This is a genomic window from Vibrio splendidus, from assembly GCF_002873455.1.
In the GTDB taxonomy this organism is placed as follows: domain Bacteria; phylum Pseudomonadota; class Gammaproteobacteria; order Enterobacterales; family Vibrionaceae; genus Vibrio; species Vibrio splendidus_J.
Genome location: NZ_MCUN01000035.1, coordinates 177,819 through 194,529, shown reverse-complemented (window position 1 = coordinate 194,529; position 16,711 = coordinate 177,819). Strand labels below are relative to the sequence as shown.

Here is a 16,711-nt window from a genome sequence, read left to right as displayed (position 1 = left end):
AATGCGTTTGGTAAACGAGGGTGAAGACTATCACCTCTATTCGGGACAGTATTGTCTATGACTATTTGATTTACATCAACCACTGTGAAAGCAATCGATTAAATATTGACTCATTTAGAACAAATTCTAGTCGATAACGAAGTTAACAAAGGTAGAAATAGACGTAAATCAGTATTCTCAAACATTGTAGTAAAGAAAGAATGCTATCTGGCCTGTGGAGTAGGATGTGAGAGGTGATAAGTAAAATCAAACCAGTTTATTCAACTGGTTTTACATTTTAACTTTAATATAAACACGGCTTCGAGAACGTTAATATGAAAGCTGTCTTTTTACTTCATGTTATCTTTTTGACTGATTATAACAGCGCTCAGGACGGCCTACTGTTCCATAATTTAGATCAGCAACTAGTTCACCAGTGGTTATGAGAAACTCTAAATAGCGCCTTGCTGTGGTTCGGCTTGCTCCAATGCGTTCGCCGGCTTCATCTGCAGTGATATCAGTCGCATCTGTTTGCTGGAAAATGGCTCTAATTTTATTGAGCGTCACCCCGTCAATCCCCTTTGGCAACGTAGAAACCTTAGCAGGATCCGCCTTAGCATTTGCTTGCAGCATCTTATCCACCAACCCTTGGTTAAGATCGGACACAGTTTCAAACTCTTTTTGTTGCGATTGGTATTTTTTCAAAGCGGCTTCCAAGCGAGGAAACATCACCGGTTTAAGTAAATAATCTACCACTCCACCACGCATTGCTTGTTGCAACGTATCGACATCTCGAGCTGCGGTAATCAGAATCACATCACAGCCCTGATTACTGCCACGAACGTGGTTCAAGATATCAAGCCCGCATCCATCCGGCAGATACACATCCAATAAAACCAAGTCAGGCTTTAAGATGTCTAATTGCATTAACGCTTCAGACTGCGTGGTCGCAATCCCCACCACGTCAAAGCCACCCATCTGTTGTAAATAACGATGGTGTAGCTCTGCAATCGCAATATCATCTTCAATGACCATGACTCTCGTGATTGCATTCATTTATGTTATTCCTTTAACCATGCTTTTCCCGTCACGACGATCTTCACAAGATCGCTTCGTGCTTAATTATTATTGTTCTTCTTTGGGCAGATAAACCGTCATTCGTGTACCAAAGTCTTCGTTGTCGACCATTTCAAGCTGTCCTTGATATCGGTCTGCCAGTTGTTTAATCAGATACAAGCCAACACCGCGATTTTGCTTCGCTTTGCTCGATACGCCTTTTTCGGTGAGTGCTTTTGTAGCCAAGTCTTTAGGTAAACCACACCCTTTATCTTCTACTTCCACGATGATTTCATTGCCAAAATCACTGATCGACACATCTATGATGCGACGAACTGGTGTTATTTGTCCCCCTTGCTTGATAGCCGTCATGGTGGCATCAAAAGCGTTATCTATCAGGTTGCCTAGAATGGTGACAACGTCATCCGCGTTCAGCCAGCTAGGCAGCGCTTCAAGCCTTGTGCCTTCTTCTACTTTAAGCTCCAAGCCAAGCTCGCGAGCTCGTTCTGTTTTGCCTAAAAGCATGCCTGCAATGAGCGGATCTTTAACGGTCTCACGCAAGAACTCGATCAAGCTTTGATAATGCGCCGTTTCTTGACCAATCAGCTGTTGTACTGAATCCAACTCGCCCATTTGAATCAAGCCACTGATCGTGTTGAGCTTGTTTTGATGCTCGTGGGTTTGTGAACGCAGTAGATCAGCATACTCTTTGGTTTGTGATAACTGGTCGGTTAAATCGTTAATTTCATCTCGTAATCGAAAACTGGATACCGCACCAACGACTTCACCCGCCACTATAATTGGGCTGCGGTTAGCAACGATTCGCTTATTATTCAGGTACAACTCGACATCATGGTCAGTGTCACCTGTTGATAAGAGTTGTTCTAAATCACTACCTGCTAATACATCAGAAAGGCGCTGTTGGTTGAGTACAGACTCCCTATCTATCGACAAAATATCGCAGGCACTTTTGTTTATTGAGCGCAAAATCCCGTTCTTATCAATGCTCAAAATACCTTCTTTCACGGTACTCATAGTCACATCAAGCTCTACGTACAAGCGACCAATCTCTTCCGGTTCAAAGCCCAAAATAGCGCGTTGAAAACGACGAGACACATAGCTCGAAATCAACGCATTAACCGCAACCACCAGCAAAGCCATCACAATCAAAAAGGCTAAGTAAGGTTCAATTCTGTCTTGAAGCGAATCCAGCAAATAGCCAACGGAAACTACGCCTATGACAGTACCATGCTCATCTTTAACCGCAGATTTTCCACGTACAGAAAAACCAAGCGACCCTTTAGCCGTAGATACATAAGACTCGCCTAATATCAGTGCTTTTTGGTTATCACCACCGCGCATTGGCTTACCGAGCCTGTCGTCATAAGGGTGAACTAGGCGAATGCCGTTTTCGTCACCGACAACAATAAAGGCAGCGCCAATCAGTTGAGTCAGGTTTCGGAATTTGATTTGAGTTTCTTCGGATACAACATAAGGAGCCCCATTGGGATCAATGGTTCCATTTTGTTGGATAGCACGTAAGACAACTGGAGATTCGGCAAGAAAATCGGCAACACCTAGTGCTTTCAAACCCATCTCTTGCTCTTGAGATTGTTTGATATAAGAAAATCCGGCTGCTGAAAGTATCAATAGTTCAACAAGACCAGTGACCGTCATGATAATCAGCAACCTTTTACGGAAGCTGATACTACTCCATTTCATATTCCACCATCCCTAGTGTTAGACGAACAATGTTAACACCAAGTTAATTAGATGACCTTTCTACGTGCGTGAATCTGTGACTGTTACTCAACTAAATAATTGAGCAGATTGTTAATTGATAACCCTTTATATTGTACGACTCGATCAATCGTTCATTTTTAGAACGGATTAGCTTAAAAACCAAAATAAACGGATAAACATTGAGCTAGATCACTAAGCTTTTAGGTGTTTTTTAGGTTGTTTAAAATAAATACAATTATAATGGTTGCATATGAAAGAGTTTATTGTTGCCAAGCTATAAATCGCTTTTTTAAGAGCGCTATCTCAACCAAAAAATCGATTAACAAAAAGGCAACAATCATTTACTCACTGGACGTATCAATAATTAAGAAGTTACTCGCTCGCCGCTACGTATGTTGAAAAGATAAGGGTAGTCATAATACAAACCCAAACACACCGTAAGCCAGCAGACAACTCAGAGGTAGTTGATGAAATCAACACCCAATAATAAAGCATTGATGAGCAGGAAGGATCAGTGGCAACGTCCAACAGAAACAGGATTAAAAACATAACGTACAAACATTGTTGAAAAGGAAACCAGGCAATGAAACGCGATAATTTTGGAATTTGTCTTACTAAGACTATGCTGTTCAAACACTTACAATCGACTTTTACTCACGTAAGAGCCTATGAGAAGGATGGCACCTCCCCTCTCGATCTCAAGGTATTGTTAGCATTCCCGCAAATGTCAGGTAGAGATTTATTACAAACAATGCAAGGTTCAAGACAATTGGTTTGGCGCGCCGATCACCATTGTCCTAGCTTTAAATAAGCCACGTCATTTTGTAAAAACACTTCTATACTGAACTTAAAGAGCACGCCTTGTCGTGCTCTTTTCGTTTCAGTGATCTTTGTTGTCTACATCACGTACTTTATTTCATTAACTTAACAAGTTATGAGTGTTTCTAATCATGTGAGACAATCAACTCAAGACAAATGACTATCGCCCTGTTAACATTAGAGTTAATGCTCTAATCTGGTATTTAATGCAGATGACCAAACCAAAATTCCGATATCTTGCGATTGCCAGTGTGCTCCTCAGCACATTTGCTTCGCCAAGCTATGCTGCCCCGCTCACTTTTTCTGAAGCTTGGCAAATATTACAAGAAAACAACAACTCACTGGCGGCTCAACAAGCCAATGTTGAACGCTATCAACACCTTCAAAACTCGACAAGTAGTCTCAACCTACCTTCTATCACCTTAGGGGCTAACTATACGCACCTTGATAGTGATGTGACGATTAATGGTGAACAATTCACCAATAGCTTAAGTGGAGTTCCTAATTTGGGGGCTATCGGGGGAATCCTCCAGCCAATATTAAGTGGGCTTGGTGGCGTAACCTCAACCATCACCGAACAAGACATCTTTAGCTCTTCCATTCGTGCAGTGTGGCCTATTTTTACGGGTGGCCGAATTACCGCAGCGCAAAATGCTGCAGAAGGAAAAAGCGAAGAAGCGCAAAGCCAACTGTTGATGGAGAAACAAGCTCGTTACGAAGACTTAAGTAAATATTACTTCTCAGTGATTTTAGCGGAAGACGTCGTGAAAACGCGTCAAGCCGTCGAAGCAGGATTAACTCAACACCGTGATTTCGCTATTAAGCTTGAACAGCAAGGACAAATCGCACGAGTAGAGCGCCTACAAGCCGATGCATCCCTAGATAAAGCCGTTGTTGAGCGTACTAAAGCTCAAAACGATCTCAAGATTGCTCAATTAGCGTTAACTCAAATTCTCGGCCAGAGCCAAAGTGTAGAACCCTCAGAGCAACTGTTTATCAATAAGAACCTGCCTCATATGGATGTGTTCATTGACCAAACACTCATGACCTACCCCGGCCTTAAGATTCTTGATGCAAAAGAGAAACAAGCGAGCAGCTTAATTAAAGCAGAGAAGGGTAAATACTACCCAGAGGTCTATCTATACGGAGATTACAGCCTATATGAAGATGATTCTCTAGCCAGCGAAATGAAACCCGATTGGTTGGTTGGTATTGGTGTGAATGTTCCACTGCTTGATACTTCAGGCCGTTCCGACAAAGTCGCCGCCGCTCACAGTGCTGTATCACAGGTTCAATTCCTCAAGTCACAAGCCAAGCAAGACTTAACCGTGTTGGTACAGAAGACTTACCTTGAAGCAAACCAAGCGATAGAAGAAGTTCAAGGCTTAAACTCAAGCTTGTCTTTGGCTCAAGAAAACTTATTGCTTCGAAAAAAGGCCTTCACACAAGGGCTCTCTAACTCGTTAGAAGTGGTTGATGCCGAGCTCTACCTTGCGAGCATCAAAACCCAGCAATCTGCTGCGCGATTCAAATACCTAATCTCTCTTAATAAGCTATTAGCGCTAACCAGCGAAATGAATGCTTACTCGAGTTACTTAACCTCTTCTGTTCCGTCTGATTTCGACTCAAAAACAGACACTGATAGCCAGTCAAAAGGATAATTCATGAAACCTATTAAGCCCCTTCTTCTATCTTTAGTTGGTATCGGCATTATTGGCTGGGTCGGATACAGTTTTTACCAAGCTTATCAACCTCAACCAGTTAAGCTTCAAGGTCAAATCGATGCACAGCAATACAGTATCTCGTCGAAAGTACCTGGTAGAATTGATGAAATATTCGTGCGTAAAGGTGATTCGGTTGAAAAAGGTGAATTGATCTTTTCTCTACTTAGCCCTGAAATTGACGCGAAGTTGGAACAAGCAAAAGCAGGCCAGAAAGCCGCTGGTGCATTAGCGCAAGAAGCAGAGAATGGCGCACGTACTCAACAGATTCAAGCCGCTAAAGATCAATGGTTGAAAGCAAAAGCAGCGGCCGATCTCATGGACAAAACTTACCAACGCGTAAACAACCTTTACAACGATGGTGTGGTTGCCGAGCAGAAGCGTGATGAAGCAAAAACTCAGTGGCAAGCGGCGAAGTACACAGAAAGCGCTGCATTCCAAATGTATCAATTAGCGCGAGAAGGTGCCCGTGACGAAACCAAAGTGGCAGCCGCTCAAAAAGCGTTAATGGCGGCGGGCGCAGTTGCAGAAGTTGAAGCTTACGCGAAAGACACACAGATCCACAGCTGGTTTAATGGCGAAGTCTCTCAAGTTCTATTGAACAGCGGTGAGCTAGCACCACAAGGTTTCCCTGTTGTGATTGTTATCGACACCAACGATGCTTGGGCGGTACTCAATGTTCGTGAAGATATGCTTAAGCATTTCGAGAAAGGCAGTCAGTTTAAGGCATACCTTCCAGCTCTGGATAAGTCACTAACTTTCCAAGTCACACACATTGCCGTAATGGGTGATTTCGCGACTTGGCGTTCAACAGACGCAGCACAAGGCTTCGACCTACGTACTTTTGAAGTAGAAGCGCACCCTGTTGATACTAGCGAAACACTGCGTATGGGCATGAGCCTTGTGGTTGAGCTTTAGGTGACGTATGTCTGCTAACTATCGATCTACAGGTTCGCAATCTAAAGGCTCGCAATCACCTGAGCATCATAGAACGAAGAATACCTTGCTTAGGCAATGGGCGATTGTTCGTAAAGACAAATGGTTGTTGTCTTCTCTAACTTGGATACCTTTGCTTCTTGCTGCCAGTATTTGGCTGATTTTTTCACAAGGGATCGCTCGTGACTTACCGGTTGCGGTTGTCGATCTTGAACACAGCCAAATTTCGCAACAGTTCACACGCCTTGTTGATGCATCACCAACGCTGCAAGTCACTCAAAAGTACAGCTCGGCGAGTGAAGCGGCTCAAGCGATGATTGAACGCAATATCTACGGCTATGTTGTAATTCCAAGGCATTTTGACCGAGACCTTTTCCTAGGTTTAAACCCGCAAGTGTCTGTGTTCTACAACAGCCAATTTATCTTGATCGGCAAGCTGGTGAACTCTGCCTTGCTGCAGGCTCAAGGTACTTTTAACGCGCAACTTGAAGTCGTGAAACAGCTGTCACACGGTGATACCACGGTTCAATCAGCATTAGGCCAAGCAGTAACAGTGCAAAGCCAGATCACGCCACTGTTCAACAAGAACACCAGTTATGCTCAGTTCTTGGTGTCTGCGGTTATTCCAGCGCTATGGCAGATCATGATTGTGGTGGGCACGATATTGGTTTTGACGGCAAACGTTAGAGCTCGAGGCCTTCAGGCTTGGTTATCCAACGCGCCTATCAAGTCGTTAGCATCAACATTAACGCCTTATGTTGTGTTGTTTTTGATGTTTGGTATCGCGTTTAGCTTTTGGTTCTATGTCCTCTTAGATTGGCCGTTTAACGGCAGCTTTGTGGCACTCACCGTCGCCCAACTACTTACTGTCATCAGTTGCATCATCATGGGTTGTTTGTTTTTCTTCTTAACGCTTGATCCAGCAAGAGCAATGAGTTTCGCTGGCGCCTTTACAGCACCAAGCTTTGCGTTCATGGGAATTACCTTTCCAGTAACTGACATGAATACAGCGGCTCAAATCTGGAGAAGCTTGTTGCCCGTGAGTCATTACATCGAAGTACAAACGGCACAGTCTAGTTATGGCGCGAGTGTGGCACAGTCACTGATCAGCCTCTCTTCTATGTTGTGGTATGCAATTCCTGCTTTCGTGGTGATGTTGTTGATTAAGAAACACTTGGCGCAATCAGCTCTGTCTGCACAAACGGATCTAACAGCCCAAGCAGCTCTATCTGCAAAAGTAACGCCGTCAACACAAGCAACACAGCAAGAGAAACCAGAACAATCAGCACCACAAGGAGTTGAATAATGAGCTTTACTCAACTGCTCAAGCAAGAACTTTTAGCGGTACTGCGTAACCCTGTTGTACTTCTAACGGTATTTGGTGGTGTGGTCTTCTATTCGTTCTTGTACCCATTGCCTTACGCGCACCAAGTTCCTCAACAGCTTAAAGCTTCGGTAGTAAACTTGGACAAGAGTCAAAGCAGCTACCAATTAGAACGAATGGTGGATGCCACCTCTCAAATCGAATTGGTACGTCGGGACTCCAGCATCGCTGATGCAAAACAAGCCGTACTTAACCAAGAGATCGGTGGCTTCCTCGTCATTCCAGAAGACTTCTATAAAGACTTGCTGCTCGGTAAGAGCCCTACTCTTTCTTACGCTGGCGATGCTTCTTACTTCTTAGTTTACGGAACCATTGTAGAAGGGCTTGCCAAGGCAGGAGGCACGTTGGCTGCGCAAGTTAAGGTCAGTCACTTGTTAGTTGAAGGTGTGCCTTTAGAATCCGCAGCCAAAGGCTACAGCGCATTTAGTTTAAACCTCAAGCCAACTTTCAATAGTCGCATGGGATACATCGATTACGTGGTTCCAGCCGTCTTTGTGTTGATCCTGCAACAAACCTTAGCCATGGCTTCTGGATTAGTTGGCGCGACCCAAAACGCTCGATCTACGTTTGGCTATTGGAGTAAGACCTCTCCGGCAAAACTGATGCTTGCTCGCTGCTGTACCTTAGTCGGCATTTATTACTTGTTGTCGATGTACTACTTCGGCGCGAGCTTCTCGATGTATGGAATAAACTTACTCGCCTCAACGACACAGATTTTGACCTTACTACTGCCCTTCTTGCTGGCTAGCTGTTTGATCGGAATTTTTATCGGTGAATTAGTACCAAGAAGAGAGTTAGTCACGGTTGTAGTGTTAATCAGTTCAATGCCGCTCATCTTCTCTTCAGGTTTTATCTGGCCCGTTGAAATGATGCCTGAATGGTTAGTGTTGCTATCACAGTTATTCCCAAGCACACCGGCTATCCAAGGTTTCTTAGCGCTTAATCAGATGGGTGCATCTTGGCAGGAAGTGGCTTCTCAATGGACATTACTATGGGGACAAGTCGCTTTATGGGGTTCGTTATTAGCACTTAAGCTCTACCACAAGTCGAGTAAACGTATCACCGGTTCTGTTTAGCTTTGGCTTTGCCTTCTAAACGCTAAGCCTCATGTTCATCGTAAACCATTAAAAAAGCTCTGATAAAGAGCTTTTTTAATGCCCTTTGGTTTAATACCCTCTGGCCTGATTGCATCTTCAGCCATCAGTTATTTATTCCTCCAAGCACATATCGAGTACTCAAACTCGCCGACTTCCCTATGACCCCTTCTATCATTCACCTTAACCCGTCACTATAACAGCTACTGCATATGCTTTTTCAGCCTAAAAAGCATCGACTTATTCCAAAACAATGACAAAACCCGAACAATTGTAAATTTATTGTAAAAATTTCTTTAAGGGTATTATTTTTATGTATAGGATTATCAGTAGGACTTGGTAAGCCGAACACCATAGTCTTATTGGTTCACATACCAAGAGGATATCCATATAAAGCAAGATCAGTACTTATATTTATTTCGTTTTTCGACTTAGCTTCAGCCGTTTGTGTTGCCGTCGAATGAAGTAAATGAATCACTGAAACGTAAAAAAAGTAGAAAAACAAATAGAAACAAACACAACAGCAACAAACATAATTTAATAAAAAGACAGGGAAAACCATGAAAAACATACGTGAATTATTTTTTGGGTTTATATTATTGTTTAGTTCCAGTGCATTTGCAGAAGAAGGATCATTTAGTCAAAGTATCAGCAACTTGAGTCAAAGTGTTGATGGTTTTTTCAATGACTACACAGGGTGGTTTGTTGGATTAATATTTAAAAGTGTCCCACTTGGTGAAGCAAACTTCCCAATCATTGTTGGTTGGCTATTGCTCGCCGCGATTATCTTTACTGTTTATTTTGGCTTTGTTCAATTTAAACGTGTTGGTATGGCCATAGACATTATCAAAGGTAAGTATACCGACCCTAACTCCAAAGAAGATGGCGAAGTTTCTCACTTTCAAGCGTTAACAACCGCGCTTTCTGGAACCGTAGGGCTTGGTAATATTGCCGGGGTTGGTGCTGCTCTTGCGATTGGTGGTCCGGGTGCGACATTCTGGATGATCTTGTGTGGTCTTCTAGGAATGGCGTCTAAATTTTGTGAGTGTACTTTAGGTGTAAAATACCGAACTATCTTACCTTCAGGTGTCGTTTCGGGTGGTCCAATGTACTACCTCAGCCAAGGTCTGAGCGAAAGAGGACTTGGTGGATTAGGTAAAGCCCTTGCTATTGGTTTTGCGTTAATGTGTATTCTAGGTGCATTGGGCGGCGGTAACATGTTCCAAGCTAACCAAGCACATGCCATGTTAACTTACGCATTCGATGTACCAAGTGAATATGGTGTTATCACTGGCCTTGTACTCGCTACTTTGGTTTTCTCTGTAATTGTTGGTGGTATGCCTTCTATTGCATCGGTAACGGAAAAAGTTGTTCCTTGGATGGCTGCTCTGTATATCGGTATGGCTCTCATTGTTATCGGTTCTAACCTTGATCAAGTTGGCGATGCATTCAGCGCTATCTTTACGGGTGCATTTACTGGCGAAGGTGTGGTTGGCGGATTTATTGGTGCCTTAATCCAAGGTCTGAAACGTGCGACATTCTCAAACGAGGCGGGCGTAGGTTCAGCAGCAATTGCTCACTCAGCAGTAAAAACAAAAGAACCAATCACTGAAGGTCTTGTATCACTACTAGAACCATTCGTTGATACGGTAATCATTTGTACAATGACTGCATTGGTAATCACTATCGCGGGCTTAAACACAGGTCCATATGATGGAACAGGTTTAACAGGTGTAACGCTTACTGCTGCATCGTTTACTGAAACTGCAGAAGTGTTTAAATACACACTTGCTCTCGCAGTAATCATGTTTGCATTTTCGACAATGATTTCTTGGTCATACTACGGCCTGAAAGCGTGGACTTACCTATTTGGCGAAGGCAAAACAACGGAACTGATTTTTAAAGTCATGTTTTGTGTGTTTGTTGTTATTGGTGCCACGATCCAATTCGGCGCGGTAATCGACTTCTCTGATGCGGCTATCTTTGCGATGTCTATCTTCAACATTCTTGGTCTGTACTTCTTAATGCCTGTTGTGAAGAAAGAACTGCAATCATTTGTTGCTCGTGTTAAATCTGGCGAAATCAAAACTTACGATAAATAACGTTTAGTGGAATGATGTTACTCTAGTAGCTAACTCAATTCTAAGAAACGACACTGTTCTAAAAATTTTTGTAATACCCTTTGCTTGAGAAAGCAAGAACAGTACTGCAACTTATCTAAAATCCCTACTGGTTATGCTTGTGGGGATTTTTTCTGTCTAAAGCAGAACTTGGTAGCATGCCGAGAAGTTCTATTTATAAATTTAGATAACTAACGTCTGTAGCTTCTTGTGTAAGTTGTTTAGATACTTCACCCTTTTTCTCAAGCCCATCCGTTTTTCCTTCTGTTAGTTCTTCCAATTTACTTTCTGCTTGTTCTTCAATGTCGATAGTTTGTTGACCTGCTAGTGGTGAATGGCAGTCATCGAAACAATAGATTATTGGGCAGTTTTCGCACTCATATTCTGGCATGGTTTAACCCCTCCTTATCAGCACAGTCTCAAATCACTTAAAGTAAGTGCAACATAGACTGCGAATTCATCCTAGAATATCGCCATTATGAGTTTTTTATTATTTCTAAAGATGCATGCAAAGTCACCAAAATAAGCAATCAATTACATATTAAAATCATTTTCAGTGCTAAATCACAAATTCTCATGAGACATACGCAAAAACGCCCACATCATAAGCATGATGTGGGCGTTGAATTAGTAGTTGGTGATGAAGTTTGTTTTAGGTGTATCCGACAGCAGGTTCGCTAGGTAAAACAAAGAGCGTCAAGTTAAGCACTTGAGCTTATAGACCCATCTCTTCAGTGAGCGTTTTAATCTGCTTAAGATCCATAGTGTGAACTTCAATCATCTGTCTGACATCACTCAGGCGCGAGTTGGCGTTATCTTGCTTCTCACACGCGTCAGATTTAGCATCCCATGACGTGCCATCTAAGAAAACGTCGCACGCTTTCTTCAAAGCACCAAGGTTCTGCTCAAGTTCATCTTTTTCTTTCTCAAGCTTTTCAAGCTCTTGAGATATCTGCAATTCTTTTCGGAAAACCTCACGCGAACGTTCAAACAAGGTTGATTGCATGTCTGCCTGACGATTAAGCTTCTGGTTATCTTGCTGAGTTTGCTCTAACGTTTGCTTCTGCTCGTTTAGCTGCTGCTCTAACGAATAGTTCGCCTTCTCTAAAACCGAAGACTGCTTCGCTAGGTCTTGAAGCTCTTTTTGATGTACTTCTGTCTGTTTCACTAGAGCTGCTTCTACTTTTGCATCGATTTCGGTATCGACTTTTGCCACTTTAGTTTCAACGGATGTCATCAACTGTGTTTTACTGTCATTCAGCTCTTGATAACGAGTTTCGAGTACCTGATAAGTGGACTCCCACTTCGAAGCCGTGATTGTAGAACCGATCAAGCCACCTAACGCCAAACCTATAACCGCAGCAATGCCGATATAGAGCTGACTGCGCTTATCGCGTTCTTCAATAACAACCACTTCATCTTGTTCGCTTTGTCCAGATTGCTGGTTCACTAGCGGGTACTCCCAAAAATTTGTTTAACGTTACACGGTCACTGATACTGATACTGATACTGAAGGCTCAGTTAAGCCAATTACTCAAGCCAGAAGCGCTCGAGCTTTGCTAACACGTTCATCCTATCTGCTCACAAACAGGTTTAACGAGTTAACTCCGAAATCATCAAGCTGGCCGTATATAAAAGGAAGCTGCTAACGATAACGATCACCACCCCTTTTTGCAGTTTTTCGTTTGTCCGGTAGCGAAACAGTACAAATGCCAAAGCCAATAAAAAAACAATCGCTATTAATCGAGTCATAACTCCTCCTTGTTTCTCTATTTTATACCATTTAAATAAACAAGTTACGTCAGAGACTCGTTGTTTGATCATTTAGTTGAACAACATTTAAGCAAACAGATATTTTGTAGCTGACATCACATTTTATATGATCTAGGATACGCGTACAGATTACCTAATTCTTTAGGTAATTGTTCCGATGAAGACTGCAGGAGAGTGGTTTTAACTAAATATTAACATTTAGTTAGATTGACCCGCCGAAGAAGTAAATCTTTCAGGTGCTTTATGCTGGAGAAATCCAGAAAAGTGAGGACTGTCGTTGGAGGAACCTCTGGAGAGAACCGTACTACTTTATTTGTAGCAAGCGGTCGCCGAAGGAGCAAGCTTAGTGCCCGTTACTTATCTATAAGTGATTCGCTAAGTGAAACTCTCAGGCAAAAGGACAGAGGAGTGGAAAGCAACAGCCTTAATTAACAAAAGAATTCTATCTAGAAATCCGTCTGTATTAAGTAGTGCTATCGATCCCTGTGATCTGCACTGCCTTCCCTCTTCTCCTTAAATTTTATATTTATTAAGGGGAACCTATGAACCACCTACAAGCTACACTACAAACCATCAACCAATTCGTTTGGGGACCACCACTGCTTATTCTGCTAGTGGGAACGGGTATCTACTTTACTTTTCGCTTAGGCTTACTCCAGTTTAGACACCTTCCAACTGCGCTAAAAATGGTGTTCACCAAAGATAAATCCGGCACAGGTGACGTATCAAGCTTCGCCGCTTTGTGTACAGCGCTTTCTGCAACGATTGGTACCGGTAATATCGTAGGTGTAGCGACCGCAATCAAGATTGGTGGCCCTGGTGCCCTATTCTGGATGTGGCTTGCCGCTGTCTTTGGTATGGCGACCAAATATGCAGAATGTCTACTTGCCGTTAAATACCGCAGAACCGATAGCAATGGCGAAATGGTTGGCGGTCCAATGTACTACCTGCAATACGGTGTCGGTTCACGAATCTTAGCGGTAATGTTCGCTATCTTCGCGTTAGGTGTTGCCTGCTTCGGTATTGGTACCTTCCCACAAGTCAACGCTATCTTAGACGCAACTCAAATTTCATTCGGTGCTTCTCGTGAGATGTCTGCTGTCGTTCTTACGATATTGGTGGCAGTGGTAACCCTGGGTGGTATTCAATCTATCGCGAAGGTTGCAGGAAAAGTAGTGCCTACCATGGCCATTATGTACATCGTCGCGTGTTTAAGCGTTCTGGTTTCAAATGCAGACCAACTACTCAATGCCATCACCCTTGTTGTGACCTCTGCGTTTACCAACACAGCAGCAACAGGTGGTTTCTTTGGTGCGAGCATCATGCTTGCTATCCAATCAGGTATCGCTCGTGGTGTATTCTCGAACGAATCAGGCCTAGGTAGCGCTCCAATGGCGGCGGCGGCGGCAAAAACGGACTCATGTGTGAAACAAGGACTTGTCTCTATGACTGGTACTTTCTTTGACACCATCATCATCTGTACGATGACGGGCTTGGCACTTATCTTAACGGGTGCTTGGCAAACCGACCTCTCTGGTGCTGCGATGACCACTCATGCATTCGCTGTGGGTTTAAACGCCGATACTTTAGGTCCAATGTTGGTTTCGATTGGTTTAATCTTCTTTGCGTTTACAACGATTTTAGGCTGGAATTACTACGGTGAGCGCTGTGTTGTTTTCTTGTTAGGTACTAAAGCAGTACTGCCTTACAAAATTATCTTTATTGCCTTGGTTGCTTCTGGTGCATTCCTAAAACTCGACATGATCTGGTTGATGGCTGATATCGTGAACGGCCTAATGGCAATTCCTAACCTAATCGGCCTTATCTTGCTACGCCACGTTGTAATCGAAGAAACAAAGCTATTCTTCAAACCGTTAACGTCTTCCAATGATTGCGAAGCCGTTAAAGCATAACTTGAATTGATTGAATACCAAGCCCGCAATAAAATGCGGGCTTTTTTATATTAATTCAATCGTTAAACTGAACAAATCATTACTAACACTTATACCCCTACATATAGCAGGACATTAATTAGACCGTTGTGCGAATTAATATCCCAGATAGAAAGCTAATAAAAGAGCCACTAATAAAACCAACACTTAATTAGATATTACTTATATTTAGCTGGTCATGTATAATGGCAATTTTTTAGTCATAAACGAATAAATAACATTTTGTTTCAACCACACAAAAAAACACCAGATTGAAAAATGTGACTTTAATTCATATATTAGTAAGCTTATAGTCATCTACATTGTTGAGAGAATTATAATAAAAATAAAACGTTGGTTATATGATCAGATTCGACCCAATTAAAAACCGTATTTATAACGATGAACGTTCTATTAAAATAGGATATCGTGAGACTCGCGTTTTAGAGTTATTACTTAAAAATTCGCCCGAAATTGTTAGCAAACAAGATATTATTAATTTTGCATGGGGAAGCGAATTCATAGGGGATACTTCACTTGCGAAAAGCATAAGTTTAGTTCGCCAAGGGTTTGTTAGACTAGGTATCAAAGAGACGCCAATTGTAACTGTGCCAAAGATCGGTTACCGCCTTATCGATGAATGCGTATTTATCGACTCGCAAGTAACTAGCGTAACCTATATACCTCTCGTCACCGTAAGCGACCATGTACCAATCGATACTCACGAGATTGACGCTCTTAGTGTTGAGCAGACTTTATCTGACCACCAGCAATCCGTATCCAACCGAAATAGACTGTGCTACTTCACAACGGGTTGTTTACTGCTAGCATCGGCACTGCTGGCTTTTGCTAAAATTAACGATAGAAGCCTCGGTGATATCTATCCCGTCAACCGACTCAATGAACAGTGGATTGGTCAGATGCAGGTTTTCCAAGAACACGATATGGTGCTAAGCCCTGAACTAGAAGCCATTCTCTATAAGTATCAATGCGATTGTGTGGCTTATATTAGCGAAGAACCGGGGCATTCTGAACTTTCCTTACTCGATAAAGCTACACGTCAATCCGTCAATATTTTTTACACACCTGCGCAATCGGACAGAGTCAGTGCTGAAATAGCATTATTCCTAAAGAGAGGCCAATTATGAAACCATTCGTTGCGCTATCTTCAGCGTTACTTTTATTCGTTGGCATATGGCTTATCCCTTCAGCTCAACCACAGAAAGAGCACCGCTATCAGCATAGTGTGGTAGACCTTATGCTAGAGGGAAACGTATTACGTACCGATGGATTAACAAAGATAAGCAATAATACTGTCTTACATCTTGTATCAGTTCAAGACGACCACATGCCCGATCCCATCGTTTTTCGATTCAAAGGTAGAGCAAGGCCTTCTCAATCATTATATTTTTCTATTTTAGGCACCATCGACTTAGTCTCTGTACAAAAAATAGAGAAAGTGATGAATGACACTCAATTCTCGCCTTACCTCCTGCTTAATGATGATCCATTAACGTTGAATATTGATGTTTTAAGTTCAAATGATTTATTTGCCATAATAAAAACGTGTAATACAGGCCGAACACAACTTCTAGCTAAGCGATAATTAGGCATAGTTTAGCCTCCAGTAACAGCTATTTCATTACCAAAATGACGAACCTCGTCGATATTGTACATAGAAAAAGAATGGTTATTTTATGATTCTATCAGTAATACAATTACACTTTATCCTTACTTAATGTGTTCCATGTTGAAAAACTGGTAGCACATCAAAATATCCAATCTATATTTAGACTCCTTGTGGCTAAATACCTACCTTAAAGCTACGAACATTGTGAATGGTTATATCTCTCTTTCTAATTAACCATTCATGTCAATCGTCACAAAATAACGTCAAAGATTTTGATATCTAATCCAAATAATAACGCTCCATTTTCTAAAAACGGTTTGAACCCCATCAAATATTTTCCTTTCCGTTTCATGAAATTTCATCACATTGACAATTCTAGTAACGCAACCAATTGAATTTAAAAGGTAAATTAATTCAACCCTTTTCAGTATCTATCTATTTATCAACATGAAAAAGTGAACTTGTCTTGTTCACTACACGGCACACAAAACATTATCAAAATAGAAAAATTACAATAGAGGGAAT

The 16,711-nt window shown here is 42.1% G+C and carries 14 protein-coding genes and 1 riboswitch; of the genes, 9 read left to right on the top strand and 5 right to left on the bottom strand.

Annotated features, from left to right (window positions below; all coding sequences use genetic code 11):
* Nucleotides 1–339: 339 nt before the first annotated feature.
* Together BCU75_RS19505 and BCU75_RS19500 are read right to left on the bottom strand one after the other, a co-directional pair.
* On the bottom strand, nucleotides 340–1,035 hold the full coding sequence (locus tag BCU75_RS19505) for a response regulator (RefSeq protein WP_102474801.1): 696 nt from the start codon (nucleotides 1,033–1,035) through the stop codon (nucleotides 340–342).
* 69 nt (nucleotides 1,036–1,104) lie between these two features.
* A complete protein-coding gene (locus tag BCU75_RS19500; protein WP_102474800.1) occupies nucleotides 1,105–2,757 on the bottom strand; it encodes an ATP-binding protein in 1,653 nt (550 codons plus the stop codon).
* A gap of 604 nt (nucleotides 2,758–3,361) precedes the next feature.
* Here BCU75_RS19500 and BCU75_RS19495 point away from each other — a divergent pair.
* The 6 genes from BCU75_RS19495 (at nucleotide 3,362) to BCU75_RS19470 (ending at nucleotide 10,834) form a co-directional block, all read left to right on the top strand.
* Nucleotides 3,362–3,589: a hypothetical protein gene (locus BCU75_RS19495; protein WP_009846577.1), complete on the top strand. Its 228-nt coding sequence runs from the start codon at nucleotides 3,362–3,364 to the stop codon at nucleotides 3,587–3,589.
* 214 nt (nucleotides 3,590–3,803) lie between these two features.
* The gene (locus BCU75_RS19490; protein WP_102474799.1) at nucleotides 3,804–5,258 is read left to right on the top strand and encodes a TolC family protein; all 1,455 of its coding nucleotides are present in this window, start codon (nucleotides 3,804–3,806) and stop codon (nucleotides 5,256–5,258) included.
* Between the two features lie 3 nt (nucleotides 5,259–5,261).
* Entirely contained in the window at nucleotides 5,262–6,236 is a 975-nt protein-coding gene (locus BCU75_RS19485; protein ID WP_102474798.1) for an HlyD family secretion protein, read from the top strand.
* A gap of 7 nt (nucleotides 6,237–6,243) precedes the next feature.
* Nucleotides 6,244–7,560 (top strand): ABC transporter permease, encoded by a 1,317-nt coding sequence (locus BCU75_RS19480; protein WP_102474797.1) that lies wholly within the window; start codon nucleotides 6,244–6,246, stop codon nucleotides 7,558–7,560.
* Complete coding sequence (locus BCU75_RS19475; protein ID WP_102474796.1) at nucleotides 7,560–8,714, top strand: ABC transporter permease; 1,155 nt, start codon at nucleotides 7,560–7,562, stop codon at nucleotides 8,712–8,714. Before BCU75_RS19480 ends, BCU75_RS19475 begins: the two co-directional genes overlap by 1 nt.
* Nucleotides 8,715–9,292: 578 nt before the next feature.
* Entirely contained in the window at nucleotides 9,293–10,834 is a 1,542-nt protein-coding gene (locus BCU75_RS19470; protein ID WP_102474795.1) for an alanine/glycine:cation symporter family protein, read from the top strand.
* 193 nt (nucleotides 10,835–11,027) lie between these two features.
* On the opposite strand, the gene BCU75_RS19465 is transcribed toward BCU75_RS19470, so the two are convergent.
* The 3 genes from BCU75_RS19465 to BCU75_RS19455 all read right to left on the bottom strand — a co-directional run bounded on the left by BCU75_RS19465 (nucleotide 11,028) and on the right by BCU75_RS19455 (nucleotide 12,604).
* Nucleotides 11,028–11,243: a hypothetical protein gene (locus BCU75_RS19465; RefSeq protein WP_102474794.1), complete on the bottom strand. Its 216-nt coding sequence runs from the start codon at nucleotides 11,241–11,243 to the stop codon at nucleotides 11,028–11,030.
* A gap of 324 nt (nucleotides 11,244–11,567) precedes the next feature.
* The gene (locus BCU75_RS19460) at nucleotides 11,568–12,302 is read right to left on the bottom strand and encodes a chromosome partitioning protein ParA (RefSeq protein ID WP_076678296.1); all 735 of its coding nucleotides are present in this window, start codon (nucleotides 12,300–12,302) and stop codon (nucleotides 11,568–11,570) included.
* Nucleotides 12,303–12,445: 143 nt separating this feature from the next.
* Nucleotides 12,446–12,604, bottom strand: coding sequence for a hypothetical protein (locus BCU75_RS19455; RefSeq protein ID WP_048659466.1), 159 nt, complete (start codon nucleotides 12,602–12,604; stop codon nucleotides 12,446–12,448).
* A 300-nt stretch (nucleotides 12,605–12,904) separates the two neighbouring features.
* Nucleotides 12,905–13,039: riboswitch (glycine riboswitch) on the top strand.
* A gap of 128 nt (nucleotides 13,040–13,167) precedes the next feature.
* Between BCU75_RS19455 and BCU75_RS19450 the strand changes: the two genes are divergently transcribed.
* The 3 genes from BCU75_RS19450 (at nucleotide 13,168) to BCU75_RS19440 (ending at nucleotide 16,162) form a co-directional block, all read left to right on the top strand.
* Complete coding sequence (locus BCU75_RS19450; RefSeq protein WP_076678295.1) at nucleotides 13,168–14,538, top strand: alanine/glycine:cation symporter family protein; 1,371 nt, start codon at nucleotides 13,168–13,170, stop codon at nucleotides 14,536–14,538.
* A 380-nt stretch (nucleotides 14,539–14,918) separates the two neighbouring features.
* Nucleotides 14,919–15,704: a winged helix-turn-helix domain-containing protein gene (locus tag BCU75_RS19445; protein WP_076678294.1), complete on the top strand. Its 786-nt coding sequence runs from the start codon at nucleotides 14,919–14,921 to the stop codon at nucleotides 15,702–15,704.
* Complete coding sequence (locus BCU75_RS19440) at nucleotides 15,701–16,162, top strand: hypothetical protein (RefSeq protein WP_076678293.1); 462 nt, start codon at nucleotides 15,701–15,703, stop codon at nucleotides 16,160–16,162. The genes BCU75_RS19445 and BCU75_RS19440 overlap by 4 nt, the downstream gene beginning before the upstream one ends.
* The last annotated feature ends 549 nt before the right edge of the window (nucleotides 16,163–16,711 follow it).

What these genes read in the sequence shown, in the direction of transcription:
- BCU75_RS19505 (WP_102474801.1), bottom strand. Translation starts at nt 1,035, where the DNA reads ATGAATGCAATCACGAGAGTCATGGTCATTGAAGATGATATTGCGATT.
- BCU75_RS19475 (WP_102474796.1), top strand. Translation starts at nt 7,560, where the DNA reads ATGAGCTTTACTCAACTGCTCAAGCAAGAACTTTTAGCGGTACTGCGT.
- BCU75_RS19455 (WP_048659466.1), bottom strand. Translation starts at nt 12,604, where the DNA reads ATGACTCGATTAATAGCGATTGTTTTTTTATTGGCTTTGGCATTTGTA.
- BCU75_RS19470 (WP_102474795.1), top strand. Translation starts at nt 9,293, where the DNA reads ATGAAAAACATACGTGAATTATTTTTTGGGTTTATATTATTGTTTAGT.
- BCU75_RS19480 (WP_102474797.1), top strand. Translation starts at nt 6,244, where the DNA reads ATGTCTGCTAACTATCGATCTACAGGTTCGCAATCTAAAGGCTCGCAA.
- BCU75_RS19465 (WP_102474794.1), bottom strand. Translation starts at nt 11,243, where the DNA reads ATGCCAGAATATGAGTGCGAAAACTGCCCAATAATCTATTGTTTCGAT.
- BCU75_RS19445 (WP_076678294.1), top strand. Translation starts at nt 14,919, where the DNA reads ATGATCAGATTCGACCCAATTAAAAACCGTATTTATAACGATGAACGT.
- BCU75_RS19495 (WP_009846577.1), top strand. Translation starts at nt 3,362, where the DNA reads ATGAAACGCGATAATTTTGGAATTTGTCTTACTAAGACTATGCTGTTC.
- BCU75_RS19485 (WP_102474798.1), top strand. Translation starts at nt 5,262, where the DNA reads ATGAAACCTATTAAGCCCCTTCTTCTATCTTTAGTTGGTATCGGCATT.
- BCU75_RS19450 (WP_076678295.1), top strand. Translation starts at nt 13,168, where the DNA reads ATGAACCACCTACAAGCTACACTACAAACCATCAACCAATTCGTTTGG.
- BCU75_RS19440 (WP_076678293.1), top strand. Translation starts at nt 15,701, where the DNA reads ATGAAACCATTCGTTGCGCTATCTTCAGCGTTACTTTTATTCGTTGGC.
- BCU75_RS19490 (WP_102474799.1), top strand. Translation starts at nt 3,804, where the DNA reads ATGCAGATGACCAAACCAAAATTCCGATATCTTGCGATTGCCAGTGTG.
- BCU75_RS19500 (WP_102474800.1), bottom strand. Translation starts at nt 2,757, where the DNA reads ATGAAATGGAGTAGTATCAGCTTCCGTAAAAGGTTGCTGATTATCATG.